Raw genomic sequence first — 16,669 nt, 5'->3', positions numbered from 1 at the left:
TTGGTTGCAAGCCATAAATACTTTATCACAAAGTGGTGTCCTCTTTTCATTTAATCCGAATAAAATTTTACGCTAGCAGTGAAAACGTCTTGCTGCTGTTCACGCCCGAAGCGTGAGAACAGTAACAATGTTATTCCTGCGTTGTGAGGAAATAATATAAAAATCTGGAATGTAGAATTGATTTCTGGTATGATTGAAAAAAGAAAGAGAGGTGCTGTGTATGCCATTGCCAAACAAAGAGTTAGCGTTTGAAAGGACATCAGCGAAACAGAGGGTATACGAGACCGTAAAAGACTGGATTATTGAAGGGCAGTTTAAACCTGGGGAAAAGGTTTCGGATATTGAGATCGCAGATTATTTTAAAGTCAGCAGGACTCCGGTACGTGAGGCGCTGCAGCTTTTGGAAGCGCAGAAATTGGTGAAATCTTACCCGGGGAAAGCGACAATTGTAACAGAATTAGAGAAAGACGATATTGAAAAATGGTATCTGCCGATGGCCATGCTGCAACAGCTGGCGATCACACTCGCTGTAGAGAAGATTACACCGGCCCATATAAATCATCTCAAAAAGCTGAGTGATGTGTTCAAAGAGTGCATAAAAGAACAGGAAAAGCCCATGCCTATATTAAAAGCGGATAAAGCTTTCCATAGCTGTATATTGGAGGCAGCTGGAAATGAATACATTACGGATTTTTGCGATGTGCTGTGGATACATATTCAGAGACTGGAATACAGCTTCTTCCGGGACACTCCTTTGGAAGCATCTGTGGAGGAGCATGAAAGGATGATTAAGGTGCTGGAAATGAAAGACAGTTATCTGGCTTCTGTACTTGCAAAGGAACATTGGGATAGGACGGCATTGTCGATCCGTGAGTTGAATAAAAATGTGTAGGAGATTGGGTGTAGAGGAACGGATCTGTTTTATTTAGGATCCGTTTTCTTCTATTCACCATTTGTCATACTCGTGACTGTTTACAACCTGCGGGCGTGTACAGTAACGCATACTCCACGCTGAATCCACGCTGAAGACAGGGGAAACAGTTGTCTTGTGCCGAATGTTTGTGATATACTATATAAGTTATGACAAAAGGATTTTTCTGAAATATCGGGAGGCTTACAGGTGGAGGCTTATACGAGTTTTGCGTCCGTGTACGATACATTTATGGACGATGTGCCCTATGAGGAATGGGGAGAATATCTGCACGGTCTTTTAAAAGAATATGGGATCAATGACGGCCTGGTGCTGGATCTGGGCTGCGGGACGGGGACGATGACGGAGCTGCTGGCGGATCTGGGATATGATATGATCGGGGTGGACAACTCTGCGGATATGCTGGAGATTGCATTGGAAAAAAAGGTGGAGTCCGGGCACGATATCCTGTATCTGCTGCAGGATATGCGGGGATTTGAGCTTTACGGGACGGTTCGCGCGATCATCAGTATCTGTGATTCGGTGAATTATATTACGGAGCCGGACGAGCTGCGCCGCGTGTTCTTTTGGGTGAATAATTATCTGGACACGGATGGGGTTTTTATTTTTGATTTTAACACAGAATATAAGTACCGGGAGGTACTGGGTGATACGACCATTGCAGAGAACCGGGAAGAGTGCAGCTTTATCTGGGATAATTATTATTATAAAGAGGAGCAGATCAACGAATATGAGCTGAGTCTGTTTATAAAGGATCAGGAATCCTCAACGGGTGGTGCTGAGATCTACCGGAGATACCAGGAGACGCATTTCCAGCGGGGCTATACCCTGGAGGAGATGCGGGAGCTTGTGAAGACGTCCGGGCTTAAGCTTTTAGCTGTGTATGACGCATTTACCAAAGAGGCTCCGAACACTGAGAGCGAGAGAATTTATGTGATTGCAGGAAAAGGACAAAGAACAGGAGAATAGGAATGGAAGATTATATTGTAAGAGCAACCGCTGCGAACGCGCAGATACGTGCATTTGCCGCATCGACAACAGAACTGGTGGAGCAGGCAAGACAGCGCCACAATACAAGTCCGGTGGCGAGTGCAGCGCTGGGACGGCTTCTGACGGGAGGCGTGATGATGGGGAGCATGATGAAGAATCCTACCGATATCCTGACGCTGCAGGTGAAGTGCGCAGGACCCATAGGCGGACTTACCGTAACAGCAGACAGTCAGGGGAATGTAAAAGGATATGTAAATAATCCGGATGTGCTTCTACCCCCAAAAAACGGGAAACTTGACGTCGGAGGAGCTCTGGGGGCAGGTTTTTTAAATGTAATCAAAGATATGGGGCTGAAAGAGCCATATTCCGGGCAGACTGTACTTCAGACAGGGGAAATTGCGGAGGATCTGACCTATTATTTTGCAACTTCTGAACAAGTGCCCTCATCCGTGGGGCTGGGAGTCCTGATGGAAAAGGACAATACCGTCAAATGTGCAGGAGGATTTATCGTACAGGTGATGCCGTTTATTGAGGATGAGGTGCTGGAACGTCTGGAAAAGAATATTCAGAATATCCAGTCCGTTACAGCAATGCTGGACAACGGTCATACGCCTGAGGACATGCTGGCAAAGGTTCTGGAGGGACTGGAGCTGGAGATCGTGGATACACTTCCGGCACATTTTTCCTGCAATTGTTCCAAAGAGCGGATTGAGAAAGCGATTATCAGCATCGGGAAAAAGGATATCCAGTCCATGATTGATGACGGAAAGGATATCGAGGTAAAATGCCATTTCTGCAATACCGCTTATAACTATACGGTGGATGAATTGAAGGAACTGCTAAAAAAGAGTAGATAGAGACGCGGTAAATGAGCACTCTGCATTAAAAAAGGAGGAAGTCAATGAAACAAGGATTTGTGAAGGTTGCAGCGGCAACACCGGATATCAGGGTTGCAGATGTGCCATATAATATGAAGAAAATCTGTGAGGCAATCGGGGAAGCGGCGCAGGAACGGGCTAAGATCCTGGTATTTCCGGAGCTGTGCATCACCGGATATACATGCGGGGATTTATTTACCCAGGAAGTGCTGCTGCGGGACGCAAAAGCTGCACTTTTGAAAATCGCAGCATTTACGGCGGATAAAGATATTCTGGTCTTTGTGGGTCTTCCTCTTTGTGTAGACGGAAAGCTTTACAACGTAGCGGCAGCGCTGAACCGAGGCGAAGTGCTGGGGCTGACGACCAAGATGTTCCTGCCAAATTACGGTGAATTCTATGAGATGCGCCAGTTTACTCCCGGACCGGATACCGCCAGAGAGATCCTGTTTGACGGGAGCCTCGTTCCCTTTGGCCCTCAGATTCTATTCCAGGCAACAACGATGGAGGAACTGATCGTATCGGCCGAGATCTGTGAGGACGTATGGTCTCCGATCCCGCCGAGCATTCACGCGGCTATGGAGGGAGCCGTAGTGATCGTGAACTGTTCCGCCAGCGATGAGACAATCGGAAAGGGACGCTACCGCAGAGAACTGATCCAGGGGCAGTCAGCCAGGCTGATCGCGGGCTATATCTATGCCAATGCAGGGGAGGGGGAATCCACCACAGACCTTGTATTCGGAGGACACAATTTGATTGCCGAGAACGGGGCTGTTTTAAAAGAGGCGAAGCGTTACTGCAATGATATTATTTATTCTGAGCTGGATATTCACCGGCTGACAGGAGAGCGGAGAAAGAATACTACATTTAAGACAACCGGTGAGCGCAGCCTTATCCGGGTGCCGTTCTATATGGATATAGAGAAAACGGCTCTCACCAGGCATTTCCCGAAGCAGCCCTTTGTTCCTTCTAATGAGAAGGAGCGGGCAAGAAGGTGTGACGAGATTCTGACGATTCAGTCCATGGGGCTGAAGAAGCGGCTGGCACATACCCATGCAAAATGCGCTGTCGTGGGAATTTCCGGCGGGCTGGATTCCACGCTTGCGCTGCTTGTAACTGCACGGGCTTTTGAAATGCTGGGAAGAGACAAAAAGGAGATCATCGCCGTGACAATGCCGTGTTACGGAACCACGGACAGAACCTATCAGAATGCCTGCAAGATGGCGGTTCAGCTGGGGGCCAGCTTGCAGGAGGTGCGGATTGCCGATGCAGTAAGCGTTCATTTCCGGGATATCGGGCACGATCCGGAGGATCACAGCGTAACGTATGAAAATGCGCAGGCCAGGGAGCGGACCCAGGTGCTGATGGATCTTGCAAATGAGATGGGCGGTATGGTTATCGGAACCGGCGATATGTCGGAACTGGCGCTGGGCTGGGCGACTTATAACGGAGACCATATGTCCATGTACGGAGTCAATGCGTCCGTGCCGAAGACGCTGGTGCGCCATCTTGTGAAGTACGCGGCAGATGTGACCAGAGACGGTCAGCTAAAGGAAGTATTATATGATGTTCTCGATACGCCTGTGAGCCCGGAACTGCTTCCGCCGAAGGACGGGGATATCGCGCAGAAGACAGAGGATCTGGTAGGACCCTATGAACTGCATGATTTCTTCCTGTATTATTTTGTGCGTTTTGGCTATGAGCCGAGCAAGATCTTCCGCCTGGCTGTGGAAACTTTTGAGGACAGCTACGACAATGTTACGATATTGAAGTGGCTGGAGACATTCTGCAGGAGATTTTTCTCCCAACAGTTCAAGCGCTCTTGTCTGCCGGACGGGCCGAAGGTGGGAACCGTGGCTCTTTCCCCGCGGGGAGACTGGAGGATGCCAAGCGATGCGTGTGTGGCTGTGTGGCTGAAGGATCTGGAAAATATTTCGCTGATGGATACGCTGTAGAAATAAAAAGTACGGTTGGGGATAAGGAGGAATTGCAGGATGAAGCTGATCAGAACAGAGGAGGCAGAGGGATGTGTGCTGTGCCATGATATCACACAGATTATCCCTGGAGTTACAAAAGATGCGGTATTTCGGAAAGGGCATATCGTGACAAAGGAGGATATTCCGGTGCTGCTGTCCGTGGGCAAGGAGAATCTGTTTGTGTGGGAAAAACAGGAGGGGATGCTCCACGAAAACGATGCTGCCGAGATCCTGCGCCAGGTATGCCAGGGGAGCTATATGGAACCCTCGGAGGTAAAGGAAGGAAAAATCGAGCTGACAGCTGCCTGTGACGGTCTTCTGAAAGTCGATCGTGATAAACTGAACCGGATCAACGGCATGGGGCAGATTGTGGTGGCTTCCCGGCACGGGAATTTTCCGGTCAGAAAAGGGGATAAGATAGCCGGCATGCGTGTTGTGCCGCTGGTGATTGAGGAAGAGAAGATGGAGCAGGTGAGGCAGGCATGCGGAGCCGGCCCTATTTTTCAGATTCTGCCTTTCCGGAATATGAAAGCAGGAATTGTGACAACAGGAAGTGAAGTATATTATGGGAGAATCCAGGATAAGTTTACCCCTGTGGTGATTGAAAAGCTTGAGGAGTACGGGATCGAGGTTCTTGGAAACACCGTGTGCAATGACGATTCGGAGATGGTGACCGAAGCCGTCCGGGAGTGGCTCGGGCAGGAGGCGGACATGGTGGTCTGTACCGGCGGTATGAGCGTGGATCCGGACGACAGGACCCCCCTTTCTATCCGCAATGCCGCGGATGAAGTCATCACATATGGGGCGCCGGTTCTGCCGGGCGCGATGTTCATGCTTGCCTATGCCGGGGATGTGCCCGTGATGGGGCTGCCGGGTTGCGTCATGTATGCCAAACGAACCATCTTTGATTTGGTTCTGCCGCGGATCGTGGCGGGAGAGAGGCTGACGGAAGAAGACTTTACGGTGCTGGGGCAGGGCGGGCTGTGCCTGTCATGCCCGCAGTGCACGTTTCCGAATTGTGGGTTTGGGAAATAGAGATTTGGGGCCGGTTTTGGGGGTGCGATGGGTGGGGGGACGCTGAAAAACCGGTCGCTGGGAAAAACCCGCCCTCAGGAGGGGCTCTAAAACGGGGGCGGCGTATTGATTCGATTGGCGGAACATGTAAGTTCCGGTATGTTATTGTGGATTATTTTACCTTTTTTATAACTGCTGCTATATATAGAGTGCGTATATGTAATTACAGTGAATGGTTATTACGTTAATCCTACTGACTAAAGAACATGCTATCTTCTTTACCTACTGGAGCTATTTTATACCACCAAACGAATCAATACGCTGGCCCCGTTATAGCGCCTCCCCTGTTGACGCGCTTTACTCCCGATTGGATGAACCCAGCGAAATGAAGGGATCGCCGCAAGTCTTCCAAATGCGTATATGCCGTTGCGTAGTGCTAAAACGGGCCTTAGAAATTCTTGGAGACCGACAGACGAAAAAGCAGGGAGATTTTGTGATCACCAAATCACAAAATCAGGCGGCCCAGCGCGAGAAATCATCGGATTTCTCGTGATGTGCCGCCTGTGCCCTGCTTTTTTGTCTGTCGGTTTCCTAGAATTTCTTGGATCCGTGTCCGCACAACGCAACGGCATATACGCATTTGGAAGACTTGCGGCGATCCCTTTATTTCGCGCCCCCATCCGTCGCCAAGTCTAAAGCTTGCCAACTGCAAAGTTTATATTGACAGTAAATTTCTGAGGTGTTAGGATTATATATATAGAATAATAAAATGAGAGAATACTTATATAGGTTCATAATCGGATGGACGTTTCTACCAACTACCGTAATAGTTGACTATAAGTATCTGCGGAGGCATCTCTGCAGTTACTTGTGCGGCAGGGATGCGGGAAGGAGGCGTCAGCAGATGAATGAATCTATTTTTATATTAAAAGGAAATATTGTATACAGCAGGAGTGCAGAGGAACTGGAGATATGCGAACACGGCTATCTGGTCTGTGAAAACGGACGGGTGAAGGGGGTGTACCAGACTCTGCCCTTTGTGTATGGAGGAATTCCGATTACCGATTATGAGGACCGGCTGATTATACCGGGTCTGGTGGATCTGCATGTGCATGCACCGCAGTATTCGTACCGGGGACTGGGAATGGACATGGAGCTTCTGGAGTGGCTGGAGACGAATACATTTCCGGAGGAGGCGAAGTTCCGGGAGACGGAGTACGCGAAGAAGGCATACCGCATTTTCGTGGATCGTATGCGCAGAAGTGCTACCACCAGAGCATGTATCTTTGCCACTGTGCACAGAGAGGCAACCCTTCTTTTGATGGATATGCTGGAGGAAGCCGGATTAAGTACGATGGTCGGCAAGGTGAATATGGACAGAAACTGCCCGGATTACCTGCGGGAAGAGTCGGCGGAAGTATCTGCCGCGGAGACTGTGGAATGGATCAAGGATGTGCTGCATAAGAAATATAAGCATACAAGGCCGATCCTGACGCCCCGTTTTACGCCGAGCTGTACGGATGACCTGATGGAGCGGCTGAAAATGATTCAGATGCGCTATGAACTTCCCCTGCAGTCACATTTGTCGGAGAATCCGGGGGAGATTTCCTGGGTGAAGGAGCTCTGCCCATGGTCAGAGTTCTATGGGGATGCTTATGACAAGTTCGGCCTTTTTGGTTCGGACTGCCCGACGATCATGGCACACTGCGTATATTCGGATGAGAAAGAAATAACCAGGATGAAGGAGAACGGCGTATATATTGCGCACTGTCCGGAATCCAATATGAACATTGCCTCCGGTGTGGCTCCCGTGAGAAGGTTCCTGGCTGAGGGACTTCATGTGGGGATGGGAAGCGATGTGGCCGGAGGTTCTACGGAGAGCATTTTTACGGCTATGGCCCACGCCATCCAGTCATCCAAGCTCCGCTGGCGGCTGCTGGACGATTCCTTAAAGCCGCTGACCGTGGAAGAGGCATTTTATATGGCCACAAAAGGCGGCGGAGAGTTCTTCGGCAGGGTTGGAAGCTTTGAAGAAGGCTATGAGATGGACGCGGTTGTGCTGGATGATACAAGGCTGGAACATCCCCAGCCACTGGATGTGAAAAAACGACTGGAGCGGATGATTTATTTCTCGGATGACAGAGAGATCTATGCAAAATATGTAGAAGGCAGCAGGCTGTTTTAACGTAGGTAACAGTCTGTCATGTGAATGATAGGATGCGGAGGTGGAAATATGGAGGAAAGGGAACACATTGTAGGGAAAAGTGTTAAGCGGGTGGATGCCTTTGAGAAGGTGACAGGACGCGCCAAGTACACGGACGACTTTTGCGATAAGAGCGCTTATGTGGCTAAGATACTGCATTCCACGGTTGCACACGGTATTGTGAAATCCGTTGATACAAAAGAGGCGGAGCGGATTCCGGGTGTTGTAAAGATTGTGACATGTTTTGACGTTCCAAAGAATTATTTTCCAACGGCGGGACATCCGTGGTCCACAGATCCCGCACACCAGGACGTGCAGGACCGTCTGATCCTGACGGACCATGTGCGGTTTTACGGGGATGATGTGGCGGCTGTGGTGGCTGAGAACGAAGTGGCCGCGGTGCAGGCCGTGCGTGCGATCAAGGTAGAATACGAGGAACTGCCGTTTGTGCTGGATGTCCAGAAGGCGATGGAGGCGGATGCCCCGCTGATCCACGAGGAGTATCCGGGGAATATTCTGAAGCACACGGCGATCAGGAACGGCAATTATGAGGAAGCGAAGAAAGAACCGGGCCTGATCCGTGTGGAGGGCTGGTATAACACACCTACGGTACAGCACTGCCACATTGAGAATTTTATCTGCTATGCCTATATGGAACAGGGGCGGATTGTGCTCGTCTCCTCCACACAGATCCCGCATATCTGCCGCAGAGTCGTAGGGCAGGCTCTGGGGATCCCCTGGGGGCAGGTGAGAGTGATCAAGCCATACATAGGCGGCGGGTTCGGCAATAAGCAGGATATCTTATATGAACCGCTCTGTGCATATCTGAGTACAGTTGTTGGGGGACGTCTTGTAAAGCTGGATGTATCCAGGGAGGAGACGTTTGTATCCAACCGGGTAAGGCACGCCATACGCACCCATATCATTTCCTACGTGAGGCCCGACGGCAGTTTTGCGGCCCGGAAGATCGAGTGTTTCTCAGATCAGGGGGCTTATGCTTCCCACGGGCACAGCATTGCGGCAAAGGGGCTGGGTGCATTTCCGCAGCTTTATCCCTGTCCGAATGTGGAGGGGGACGCATACACAGTATTTACGAATAAGCCGGTGTCCGGGGCCATGAGAGGTTACGGCATCCCGCAGGCAATGTTTGCGGTGGAGAGCCATACGGACGATGTGGCAAAGGCGCTGGGAATCCCGCCCTATGAATTCCGGTGGAAATATCTGATGCCAAAAGGATTTACGGACGGATTTTCTAAAAATAAGAACTATTATGATACCTTCCATCAGTGTATGGAAAAGGGAAAAGCATACATAGACTACGACAGGAAGCTTCAAGAATACAGCGGACAGACAGGAGAGATCAGAAAAGGCATCGGTGTGGCGGCTTTCTGGTATAATACGGGCGTGTGGCCCATTTCCCTGGAAACCTCTTCCTGCCGGATGGTGCTCAACCAGGACGGTTCCATACAGGTACAGGTGGGGGAGACGGAGATTGGCCAGGGTGCGGATACGGCATTCGGTCAGATGGCGGCGGAGACGCTGGGAATACCATTCGAACAAGTCCATGTCATGTCCGTGCAGGATACGGATATCACTCCGTTTGGAACCGGGGCATATGCATCCAGGCAGACCTATATGGCAGGCTTCTCAATCAACCAGACGGCGGCGCTTTTGAAGAGCCATATTCTGGACACGGCCCAGGAACTGACCCGGCATACAAAAGAAAGCCTGGACCTTATAGACGGCAATATTATCCGGAAAGGAGACGGGGAGATTCTCATGAGCCTGGCGGAGCTGGCCACAGAAAAGCTGTACAGCCTGACGAACAACGGGCATCTGACCGCGGAGAGTACCTATCAGGCGAAGACAAATGCGTATTCCTTCGGATGTACCTTTGCGGAGGTAGAAGTAGATATCCCGGCCTGCAGGGCGGTACTGACGAATATCGTCAACGTGCATGACTGCGGGAAGCTGATCAATCCGGCCCTGGCCGAGGCCCAGGTGCACGGGGGCATGAGCATGGGGATCGGGTACGGACTGTCGGAAAGACTGATTTTTGACGAAGAAACAGGAAAACCGCTGAATAATAACCTTCTTGACTACAAGTTATCTACCTTTATGGATCATCCGCACCTGGAAGGCCATTTTGTAGAAAATTATGAGCCCACCAGTGCATATGGTACGAAAGCGCTTGGAGAGCCGCCGGTCTGTTCCGTTGCTCCGGCAATCCGAAATGCCGTGCTGCAGGCGACCGGGGTGGCCATAGATGAGATTCCGCTGACACCGCATATACTTTTCAGGCGGTTTAAAGAAGAAGGACTGATCTAGTACAGCAGTATAGTCCGCTATACTTGTTCGTGAAGGGAGGATACGAGATATGTATGATATGAAAGCGCTGTACGAGGCAGAGAGCGTGGCCCATGCCATTGCGCTGCTTCAGGAGCATCCGCAGGCCCAGATCATTGCCGGCGGAAGCGACGTTCTGGTACAGATGAGAGAGGGCAAGCGCGCAGGAGCAGAACTGGTAAGCCTGTTTGGCCTGGATGAACTGCGCGGGGTAAAACTGGAGGAGGACAAAACCATCCGCATCGGTTCCCTGACCAGCTTTTCCCATATAACAAAAGATTCAATTATACAAAAATATATCAACGTACTGGGGGAGGCCGTAGACAAGGTAGGAGGCCCCCAGATCCGCAACATCGGTACCATAGGAGGCAATACCTGCAACGGCGTTACCTCTGCAGACTCCGCATCCACACTTTTTGCATGGGATGCCATCATCGAGCTGACCGGTCCGGAAGGGATCCGGAAGCTGCCGATCCGGGAATTCTACATCAAAGCCGGGAAAGTCGATTTAAGGCCGGCAGAAATACAGACAGGAATCCTCATCCCCCGTAAGTCGTACGAGGGATACTGCGGGCATTACATCAAGTACGCCATGCGGGGAGCCATGGACATAGCAACCCTCGGCTGTTCGGTTAACGTAAAGCTTTCCGAAGACAAAAAGCAAATAGAAGATGTAAGGATCGCCTACGGTGTAGCCGGCCCGATTCCCATGCGTGCCGTCCACGCAGAACAGGCCGGCAAAGGCCGGCAGATCGAAGATTCTACTATAGAATTAATCGGTGACACCGTATTGGAAGACGTAACCCCAAGAGACAGCTGGAGAGCCAGCAAGGCCTTCCGGGAACACATCTCAAAGGTCCTGTGCAAACGGGCCCTGAAAGAGTCGATCCGTCTGGCAGGAGGTGTTTATCATGAGTGAAAAGCAATATAAGCTTATAAAATGCACAATCAACGGAGAAAAGCGGGAAACCATGGTAGATGTAAGGGCATCCCTGACTGACATGCTCCGTAACGACTACCGTCTGACCAGCGTAAAAAAAGGCTGTGAAGTAGGAGAATGCGGAGCCTGCAACGTCATCATAGACGGAGAATGCTACAACTCCTGTATCTACCTGGCCGTATGGGCCGACGGAAAAGAAATCCGAACCCTGGAAGGTCTCATGGGCCCCGAAGGAGAACTCTCCGACATCCAGCAGGCCTTTATAGACGAAGCAGCAGTACAATGCGGCTTCTGCACCCCGGGAATCATCATGAGCGCTGTAGAAATCCTCGAATCCCAAAAACAATACACAAGAGAAGAACTAAGAAAATTACTGTCCGGCCATTTATGCAGATGCACCGGCTACGAAAACATCCTCAACGCGGTAGAGAAAACAATGCGGGAGAGAGGGGGTGGAGGTCGCCTGTCTGAAACGGGGAGCGTGCTGCCGCCGGGATAAAAGTGTATGGGGGCTGGGAGTAACCCACTTATGGAGAAGTACTAACGCAAAAGACGCCGCCCACGAGGGCACATCCAACATGCAGCCAGAAAGCCTGATGCTTTCTGGCCTTAGTTGGAATGGGAAATGATTTTGGAAAATCATTTCCCATCCCTCGTGGGCGGCGTCTTTTACGTTAGTACTTCTAAACCATGCGTTCTAAACTCCCAGCCCCCATACACTTTTATCCCGGCGGCAGCACGCTCCCCGTCTCAGACAGGCTAGGTGCCTCCAATCGGAGGGCCGGCAGCCCAGAAGGAACCGCCAGGCGGGGCCAGCGTATTAAACCGCCTACCCAGCACATAAACCCTTCCAGCAATTCATCGAACCGCGAGAGCGGGCACTGTCAAGCTGCCCGTACACGAGCCTGCCAAACAGTCCCCCTTTGCATATCCCCCACATTCCCAACCTAAAACTACTGGGTCGAACACGGGTCGTTTTGCCAGTTCAATACGCTGCCCCCCGTCACACCGCCATTCTAAAGCGGCTTCCCTATTACTGTCCGGTGCGGACAAAGCTAAGTAAAAGGCGAGGCAGACTCCCGGGGGAGCTGTCCATGCCATTTCAAAGTCCATAGAGAGCGCGGTTAGAATCCGTAAGAGAAAAAACAGGGAACTTGGAGGGCAGAATTTGTTTTCCGAAACAAATTCTGTTGCCGCCGGCGGCGCGAATGCATCGGCATTCGGGCCAACTGCGGCAAGCACCCTCCAAGTTCCCTGTTTTTTCTCTTACGGATTCTCCGCAAACGGTCAGGATATTGAAATGGCATGGACAGCTCCCCCGGGAGTCTGCCTCACCTTTTACTTAGCGTCTCCACTACCTGCATCATCCGGAGCCGCTTCCAGCGGAACCTCTTTGTCTCTTGGCAGGATGATGTTTAGCAGGACCGCTATGAGTGTTGCGATTACGACCGGTGATTTTCCGAAGATTGTGACAAACCAGTCCGGAAATGCTGCCAGCGCGCCGCTTGCTTGTGAGATCCCCATTCCCAGTGCGGCGGCGAGCCCTACGATGGATGTGTTGCGGTAGGACATATTTTCTGTGTTGATCAGCTTCATACCTGTCATGGCAATGGAGGCGAATACAGATACGGTTGCACCGCCAAGGACACTGTATGGTATGGTGGTCAGCAGGGATGAAAACTTGGGAATCAGGCCTGCTACCAGCAGGATGACCGCGGCCAGGCCGAGGACGCAGCGGTTGACTACCTTTGTTGTAGCAACGATCCCGACGTTCTGGCTGTAGGTTGCCGTGGGAAGGCCGCCCAGGAGAGCGCCGATGATGTTCGTGATTCCGTAGCCGACGATCCCGCCCTGCAGTTCATTGCTGGATGGCATACGGTTTAATCCGCCGCTTGTGGTGGCTGAAAAATCTCCGATGGCCTGGATGGCGTTGATGGCGAATAACAGTCCGATCGCTACGCAGGAGGAGATCTCAAATTTGATTCCAAAGTGAAGCGGCATGGGGAGCTGGAAAGCGGAGGCCTGGCCGATGGGGGTAAAGTCTACCATTCCGAAGCACAGGGCTACGATGTATCCTCCAATGATTCCGATCAGGATGGAGGCCAGTTTCCAGATTCCTTTTCCGTAGTGGTTTAATACGGTTACGATTGCGAGTGTTATGATCGCAACCAGCCAGTTCTGCCAGGAACCATAATCCGGGCTGCCTGTTCCGCCGGCCATATAGTTGATGGCGGTAGGGTACAGGGAAAGGCCGATTGTGAATACCACAGTCCCGGCGATCAGAGGCGGGAAAAACCTGCGGATTTTTTTAATAAATATACCTACCAGAATTGCCACGCAGCCGCCGACAATCTGTGCCCCGAGTATGGTGGGGATATCAAAGTCTGAGGCGATAGACTGCATGCTGGGCAGGTAGGCAAAGCTGATGCCCATGATGACAGGAAGTCCCGAGCCGATAGCAATCCACTTTGTTTTGATAAATGGAAACAGCTGGAGTAATGTGGACAGTGCGGATACGATCAGCGCTGCCTGGATCAGTATTACGGAGTCGCTTTCAGACAGGCCGCCGACTCCAGCAACGATGATTGCGGGCGTTACGCAACCCACAATCATCGCAACAACGTGCTGGAGGGCAAGAGGAAAGGCCTGTTTGAAATTAGGCACACCGTTAAGGTCAAATATAGTGGAACGGGTCACTTCTTTTTTCATGCGTTTATCCCCCTTTAAGCCTGACTGATTCTGGTGCCTGTGGTTCCCTTGATTCCGTCTTTGGCTTTTTCAAGAAGGGTAATCAGAGCCTGGCGTCCCGGCGCGGATTCCGCGAATTCTACGGCAGCCTGTACCTTAGGCAGCATAGATCCGGGGGCAAAATGTCCCTCAGACATGTACTGTTTTGCTTCCTTTGCAGTGATATTATCGAGCCATTTCTCGTTCGGCTTTCCATAGTTAATTGCCACTTTTTCCACAGCGGTCAGGATGATCAGAAAATCTGCATCCAGTTCCCGTGCGAGCAGGCTGCTTGCAAAATCTTTATCGATCACGGCGCTGGCGCCTTTTAGGTGGTTTCCCTGGCGGGTAACTGGAATACCTCCGCCGCCGCATGCAATGACAAGATCGCCAGATTCTACCATGGTACGGATCGTTCCGATCTCAATGATCTCCTGCGGTCTCGGGGATGCTACCACACGGCGGTAACCGCGGCCTGCATCTTCTTTCATGACATAGTCATATTTTTCTGCCATATCATCGGCCTGTTCTTTTGTTAGGAAACGTCCGATCGGCTTGGCGGGATTGCCAAATGCAGGGTCGTCCGCGTCAACGCGCACCTGTGTGATCATGGTTGCCACCGGGATATCATTGATACCGCGGTTCAGCAGTTCTTCGCGCAGGGCATTCTGCAGGTCGTAGCCTATGTATGCCTGGCTCATTGCCACGCAGACAGACAGCGGCGTATTGGGCTGCTGCGGGTCTTCGTGGGTCAGTGCCAGCATTGCGTTGTTTACCATTCCAACCTGTGGGCCGTTGCCGTGTGCGACCACGACCTCACAGCCCTCTTCAATCAGGTCTACAATGGCACGTGCAGTAATCTTTACCGCCGTCATCTGCTCGGGCAGGGTATTGCCAAGGGCGTTTCCGCCCAGCGCGATGACGATGCGTTTCTTTTTTGCCATTTTATTTTCCTCCGACATATGCGATGGTTTCTACTTCACAAAGAACTCCTTTTGGCAGATCCTTTACGGCAACACAGGAACGCGCCGGTTTTCCTACAAAATACTTTGCGTATATCTCATTGAATGCTGCAAAGTCGCCCATATCCGCGAGGAAACAGGTGGTTTTTACAACGTCTTTGAAGTCTGCACCCTGACTTTCCAGAAGGGCGGCTACATTTTTCATTACCTGTTCGGTCTGTTCCTGGATTGTTGTGCCCACTACTTCGCCGGATTCAGGTGAAAGCGGGATCTGCCCTGAAAAGAAAGCGATATCATTTACGATGATGCCCTGTGAGTATGGTCCGATTGCTGCTGGTGCGTTTTTTGTATCAACATATTTTAACATGTCAAATACCTCCTAATGTTTTTCTTCTTATTATACCAGTTACTGTGTGTGCTGCTTTTTATGTTTACGGTACGGCAAGGGTTTATTCAAAAACTCTTGGAGTGCCTTTTTCTTCCAGTTTCTTTAAAACATCGGCAGGATCTGCGAATTTTGCGAGGAAGATCATGGCTGCGATGATGTATGGTTTGTAGCTTGCTTCTTTGTAGAGAGGATCTCTGTAGCGGTCGAATACACTGGCGTCCACTTCTCCGGTCTCGCAGCTTACGCCTGTGATGTCAGCCGGCAGGCAGTGCATGTAGAGTGCCTTTCCGTCTTTGGTAGTTGCCATAAGTTCTTCTGTGCAGGCCCAGTCTTTATGCTCAGCATTTTGTGCAAGAAGTTCCTTTTCCAGTTTAGAGATGCCGTCGAAGTCACCGTTTCCATAGAGCTCTGTACGTTTTTCCATGGCAGCGAAAGGAGCCCAGCTCTTCGGATATACGATATCTGCGTCTTTGAAAGCCTCTGCCATATCGTTTGTTTTTGTGAAGGTACCGCCGGATTTTTTAGCATTGTCCGCAGCAACGGCTTCTACTTCCGAGAATACTTCGTATCCCTCCGGATGAGCCAGGACAACATCCATCCCAAAACGTGTCATCAGACCGATGATACCCTGGGGAACGGACAGAGGTTTTCCGTAAGACGGAGAGTAAGCCCATGTCATGGCCAGTTTTTTGCCCTTCAGATTCTCAACGCCGCCGAACTGGTGGATGATATGAAGCATATCTGCCATCGCCTGTGTCGGGTGGTCGATGTCGCACTGCAGATTCACAAGTGTCGGTTTCTGTTCCAGAATGCCGTCTTTATTGCCCTGTGTTACAGAGTCAACCACTTCATGCATATAGGCATTTCCCTTGCCGATGTACATATCATCGCGTATACCGATAACGTCAGCCATGAAAGAGATCATATTTGCTGTCTCGCGGACGGTCTCGCCGTGGGCTACCTGAGATTTTCCTTCGTCCAGATCCTGAACTTCGAGTCCCAGCAGGTTGCAGGCAGAAGCAAAAGAAAAACGGGTACGTGTAGAATTATCGCGGAAAAGTGAGATGCCAAGTCCGCTCTCAAATACTTTTGTGGAGATATTGTTTTCTCTCATGAAACGGAGCGCGTCGGCAAGAGTGAATACTGCCTCCAGTTCATCATCTGTCTTCTCCCATGTCAGGAAAAAGTCTCCGTTGTACATTTCCTTAAAGTTCAGTGCGTTCAGCTTATCAATGTAATCCTGTAATGTTTTCATCGTAAAATCCTCCTAAATTTTGTGAATATTCTGAATATGGTGTGCAAGGGGGTCAGACCCCT

The 16,669-nt window shown here is 50.7% G+C and carries 13 protein-coding genes and 1 riboswitch; of the genes, 9 read left to right on the top strand and 4 right to left on the bottom strand.

The genetic code is table 11. The annotated features are described in order from the left end of the window. Window positions 1-220: 220 nt before the first annotated feature. The 9 genes from GKG43_RS19395 to xdhC all read left to right on the top strand — a co-directional run bounded on the left by GKG43_RS19395 (window position 221) and on the right by xdhC (window position 11,774). Window positions 221-892 (top strand): GntR family transcriptional regulator, encoded by a 672-nt coding sequence (locus GKG43_RS19395; RefSeq protein WP_050641347.1) that lies wholly within the window; start codon window positions 221-223, stop codon window positions 890-892. A gap of 228 nt (window positions 893-1,120) precedes the next feature. Beyond that, complete coding sequence (locus tag GKG43_RS19390; protein ID WP_129880025.1) at window positions 1,121-1,900, top strand: class I SAM-dependent methyltransferase; 780 nt, start codon at window positions 1,121-1,123, stop codon at window positions 1,898-1,900. A 2-nt stretch (window positions 1,901-1,902) separates the two neighbouring features. After that, complete coding sequence (gene hslO, locus GKG43_RS19385) at window positions 1,903-2,778, top strand: Hsp33 family molecular chaperone HslO (protein ID WP_050641345.1); 876 nt, start codon at window positions 1,903-1,905, stop codon at window positions 2,776-2,778. 44 nt (window positions 2,779-2,822) lie between these two features. Then, complete coding sequence (locus GKG43_RS19380) at window positions 2,823-4,751, top strand: NAD(+) synthase (protein ID WP_055152479.1); 1,929 nt, start codon at window positions 2,823-2,825, stop codon at window positions 4,749-4,751. 39 nt (window positions 4,752-4,790) lie between these two features. Beyond that, window positions 4,791-5,807 (top strand): molybdopterin-binding protein, encoded by a 1,017-nt coding sequence (locus GKG43_RS19375; RefSeq protein ID WP_055152477.1) that lies wholly within the window; start codon window positions 4,791-4,793, stop codon window positions 5,805-5,807. Between the two features lie 740 nt (window positions 5,808-6,547). Beyond that, window positions 6,548-6,643, top strand: a riboswitch (purine riboswitch). A 47-nt stretch (window positions 6,644-6,690) separates the two neighbouring features. After that, entirely contained in the window at window positions 6,691-7,971 is a 1,281-nt protein-coding gene (locus GKG43_RS19370; protein ID WP_055152475.1) for an amidohydrolase family protein, read from the top strand. Between the two features lie 48 nt (window positions 7,972-8,019). Beyond that, on the top strand, window positions 8,020-10,317 hold the full coding sequence (gene xdhA, locus GKG43_RS19365; RefSeq protein WP_055152471.1) for a xanthine dehydrogenase subunit XdhA: 2,298 nt from the start codon (window positions 8,020-8,022) through the stop codon (window positions 10,315-10,317). A 49-nt stretch (window positions 10,318-10,366) separates the two neighbouring features. Continuing rightward, entirely contained in the window at window positions 10,367-11,254 is an 888-nt protein-coding gene (gene xdhB / locus GKG43_RS19360; RefSeq protein WP_050641340.1) for a xanthine dehydrogenase subunit XdhB, read from the top strand. Beyond that, window positions 11,247-11,774, top strand: coding sequence for a xanthine dehydrogenase subunit XdhC (gene xdhC / locus GKG43_RS19355; protein ID WP_050641339.1), 528 nt, complete (start codon window positions 11,247-11,249; stop codon window positions 11,772-11,774). The genes xdhB and xdhC overlap by 8 nt, the downstream gene beginning before the upstream one ends. 839 nt (window positions 11,775-12,613) lie before the next feature. Here the strand turns inward: xdhC and GKG43_RS19350 are convergent. The 4 genes from GKG43_RS19350 to ygeW form a co-directional block, all read right to left on the bottom strand. Next, window positions 12,614-13,984: a nucleobase:cation symporter-2 family protein gene (locus GKG43_RS19350; protein ID WP_050641337.1), complete on the bottom strand. Its 1,371-nt coding sequence runs from the start codon at window positions 13,982-13,984 to the stop codon at window positions 12,614-12,616. Window positions 13,985-13,998: 14 nt separating this feature from the next. After that, window positions 13,999-14,946 (bottom strand): carbamate kinase, encoded by a 948-nt coding sequence (gene arcC, locus GKG43_RS19345; protein ID WP_050641336.1) that lies wholly within the window; start codon window positions 14,944-14,946, stop codon window positions 13,999-14,001. Window position 14,947: 1 nt separating this feature from the next. Then, a complete protein-coding gene (locus tag GKG43_RS19340; protein WP_050641335.1) occupies window positions 14,948-15,331 on the bottom strand; it encodes a RidA family protein in 384 nt (127 codons plus the stop codon). Between the two features lie 82 nt (window positions 15,332-15,413). Then, a complete protein-coding gene (ygeW, locus tag GKG43_RS19335) occupies window positions 15,414-16,607 on the bottom strand; it encodes a knotted carbamoyltransferase YgeW (protein WP_055152469.1) in 1,194 nt (397 codons plus the stop codon). Window positions 16,608-16,669 lie beyond the last annotated feature (62 nt).

The sequence above is a fragment of the Eubacterium sp. BIOML-A2 genome, assembly GCF_009680135.1.
GTDB classification, from domain to species: Bacteria; Bacillota; Clostridia; order Lachnospirales; family Lachnospiraceae; genus Faecalicatena; species Faecalicatena contortus_B.
Note: the sequence above shows the minus strand (reverse complement) of the source record. Positions and strands in the feature narration are given on the sequence as shown.

Coding starts and splice junctions, on each gene's coding strand:
- GKG43_RS19395 (WP_050641347.1), top strand. CDS start 221: ATGCCATTGCCAAACAAAGAGTTAGCGTTTGAAAGGACATCAGCGAAA.
- hslO (WP_050641345.1), top strand. CDS start 1,903: ATGGAAGATTATATTGTAAGAGCAACCGCTGCGAACGCGCAGATACGT.
- GKG43_RS19380 (WP_055152479.1), top strand. CDS start 2,823: ATGAAACAAGGATTTGTGAAGGTTGCAGCGGCAACACCGGATATCAGG.
- GKG43_RS19375 (WP_055152477.1), top strand. CDS start 4,791: ATGAAGCTGATCAGAACAGAGGAGGCAGAGGGATGTGTGCTGTGCCAT.
- GKG43_RS19370 (WP_055152475.1), top strand. CDS start 6,691: ATGAATGAATCTATTTTTATATTAAAAGGAAATATTGTATACAGCAGG.
- xdhA (WP_055152471.1), top strand. CDS start 8,020: ATGGAGGAAAGGGAACACATTGTAGGGAAAAGTGTTAAGCGGGTGGAT.
- xdhB (WP_050641340.1), top strand. CDS start 10,367: ATGTATGATATGAAAGCGCTGTACGAGGCAGAGAGCGTGGCCCATGCC.
- xdhC (WP_050641339.1), top strand. CDS start 11,247: ATGAGTGAAAAGCAATATAAGCTTATAAAATGCACAATCAACGGAGAA.
- GKG43_RS19350 (WP_050641337.1), bottom strand. CDS start 13,984: ATGAAAAAAGAAGTGACCCGTTCCACTATATTTGACCTTAACGGTGTG.
- arcC (WP_050641336.1), bottom strand. CDS start 14,946: ATGGCAAAAAAGAAACGCATCGTCATCGCGCTGGGCGGAAACGCCCTT.
- GKG43_RS19340 (WP_050641335.1), bottom strand. CDS start 15,331: ATGTTAAAATATGTTGATACAAAAAACGCACCAGCAGCAATCGGACCA.
- ygeW (WP_055152469.1), bottom strand. CDS start 16,607: ATGAAAACATTACAGGATTACATTGATAAGCTGAACGCACTGAACTTT.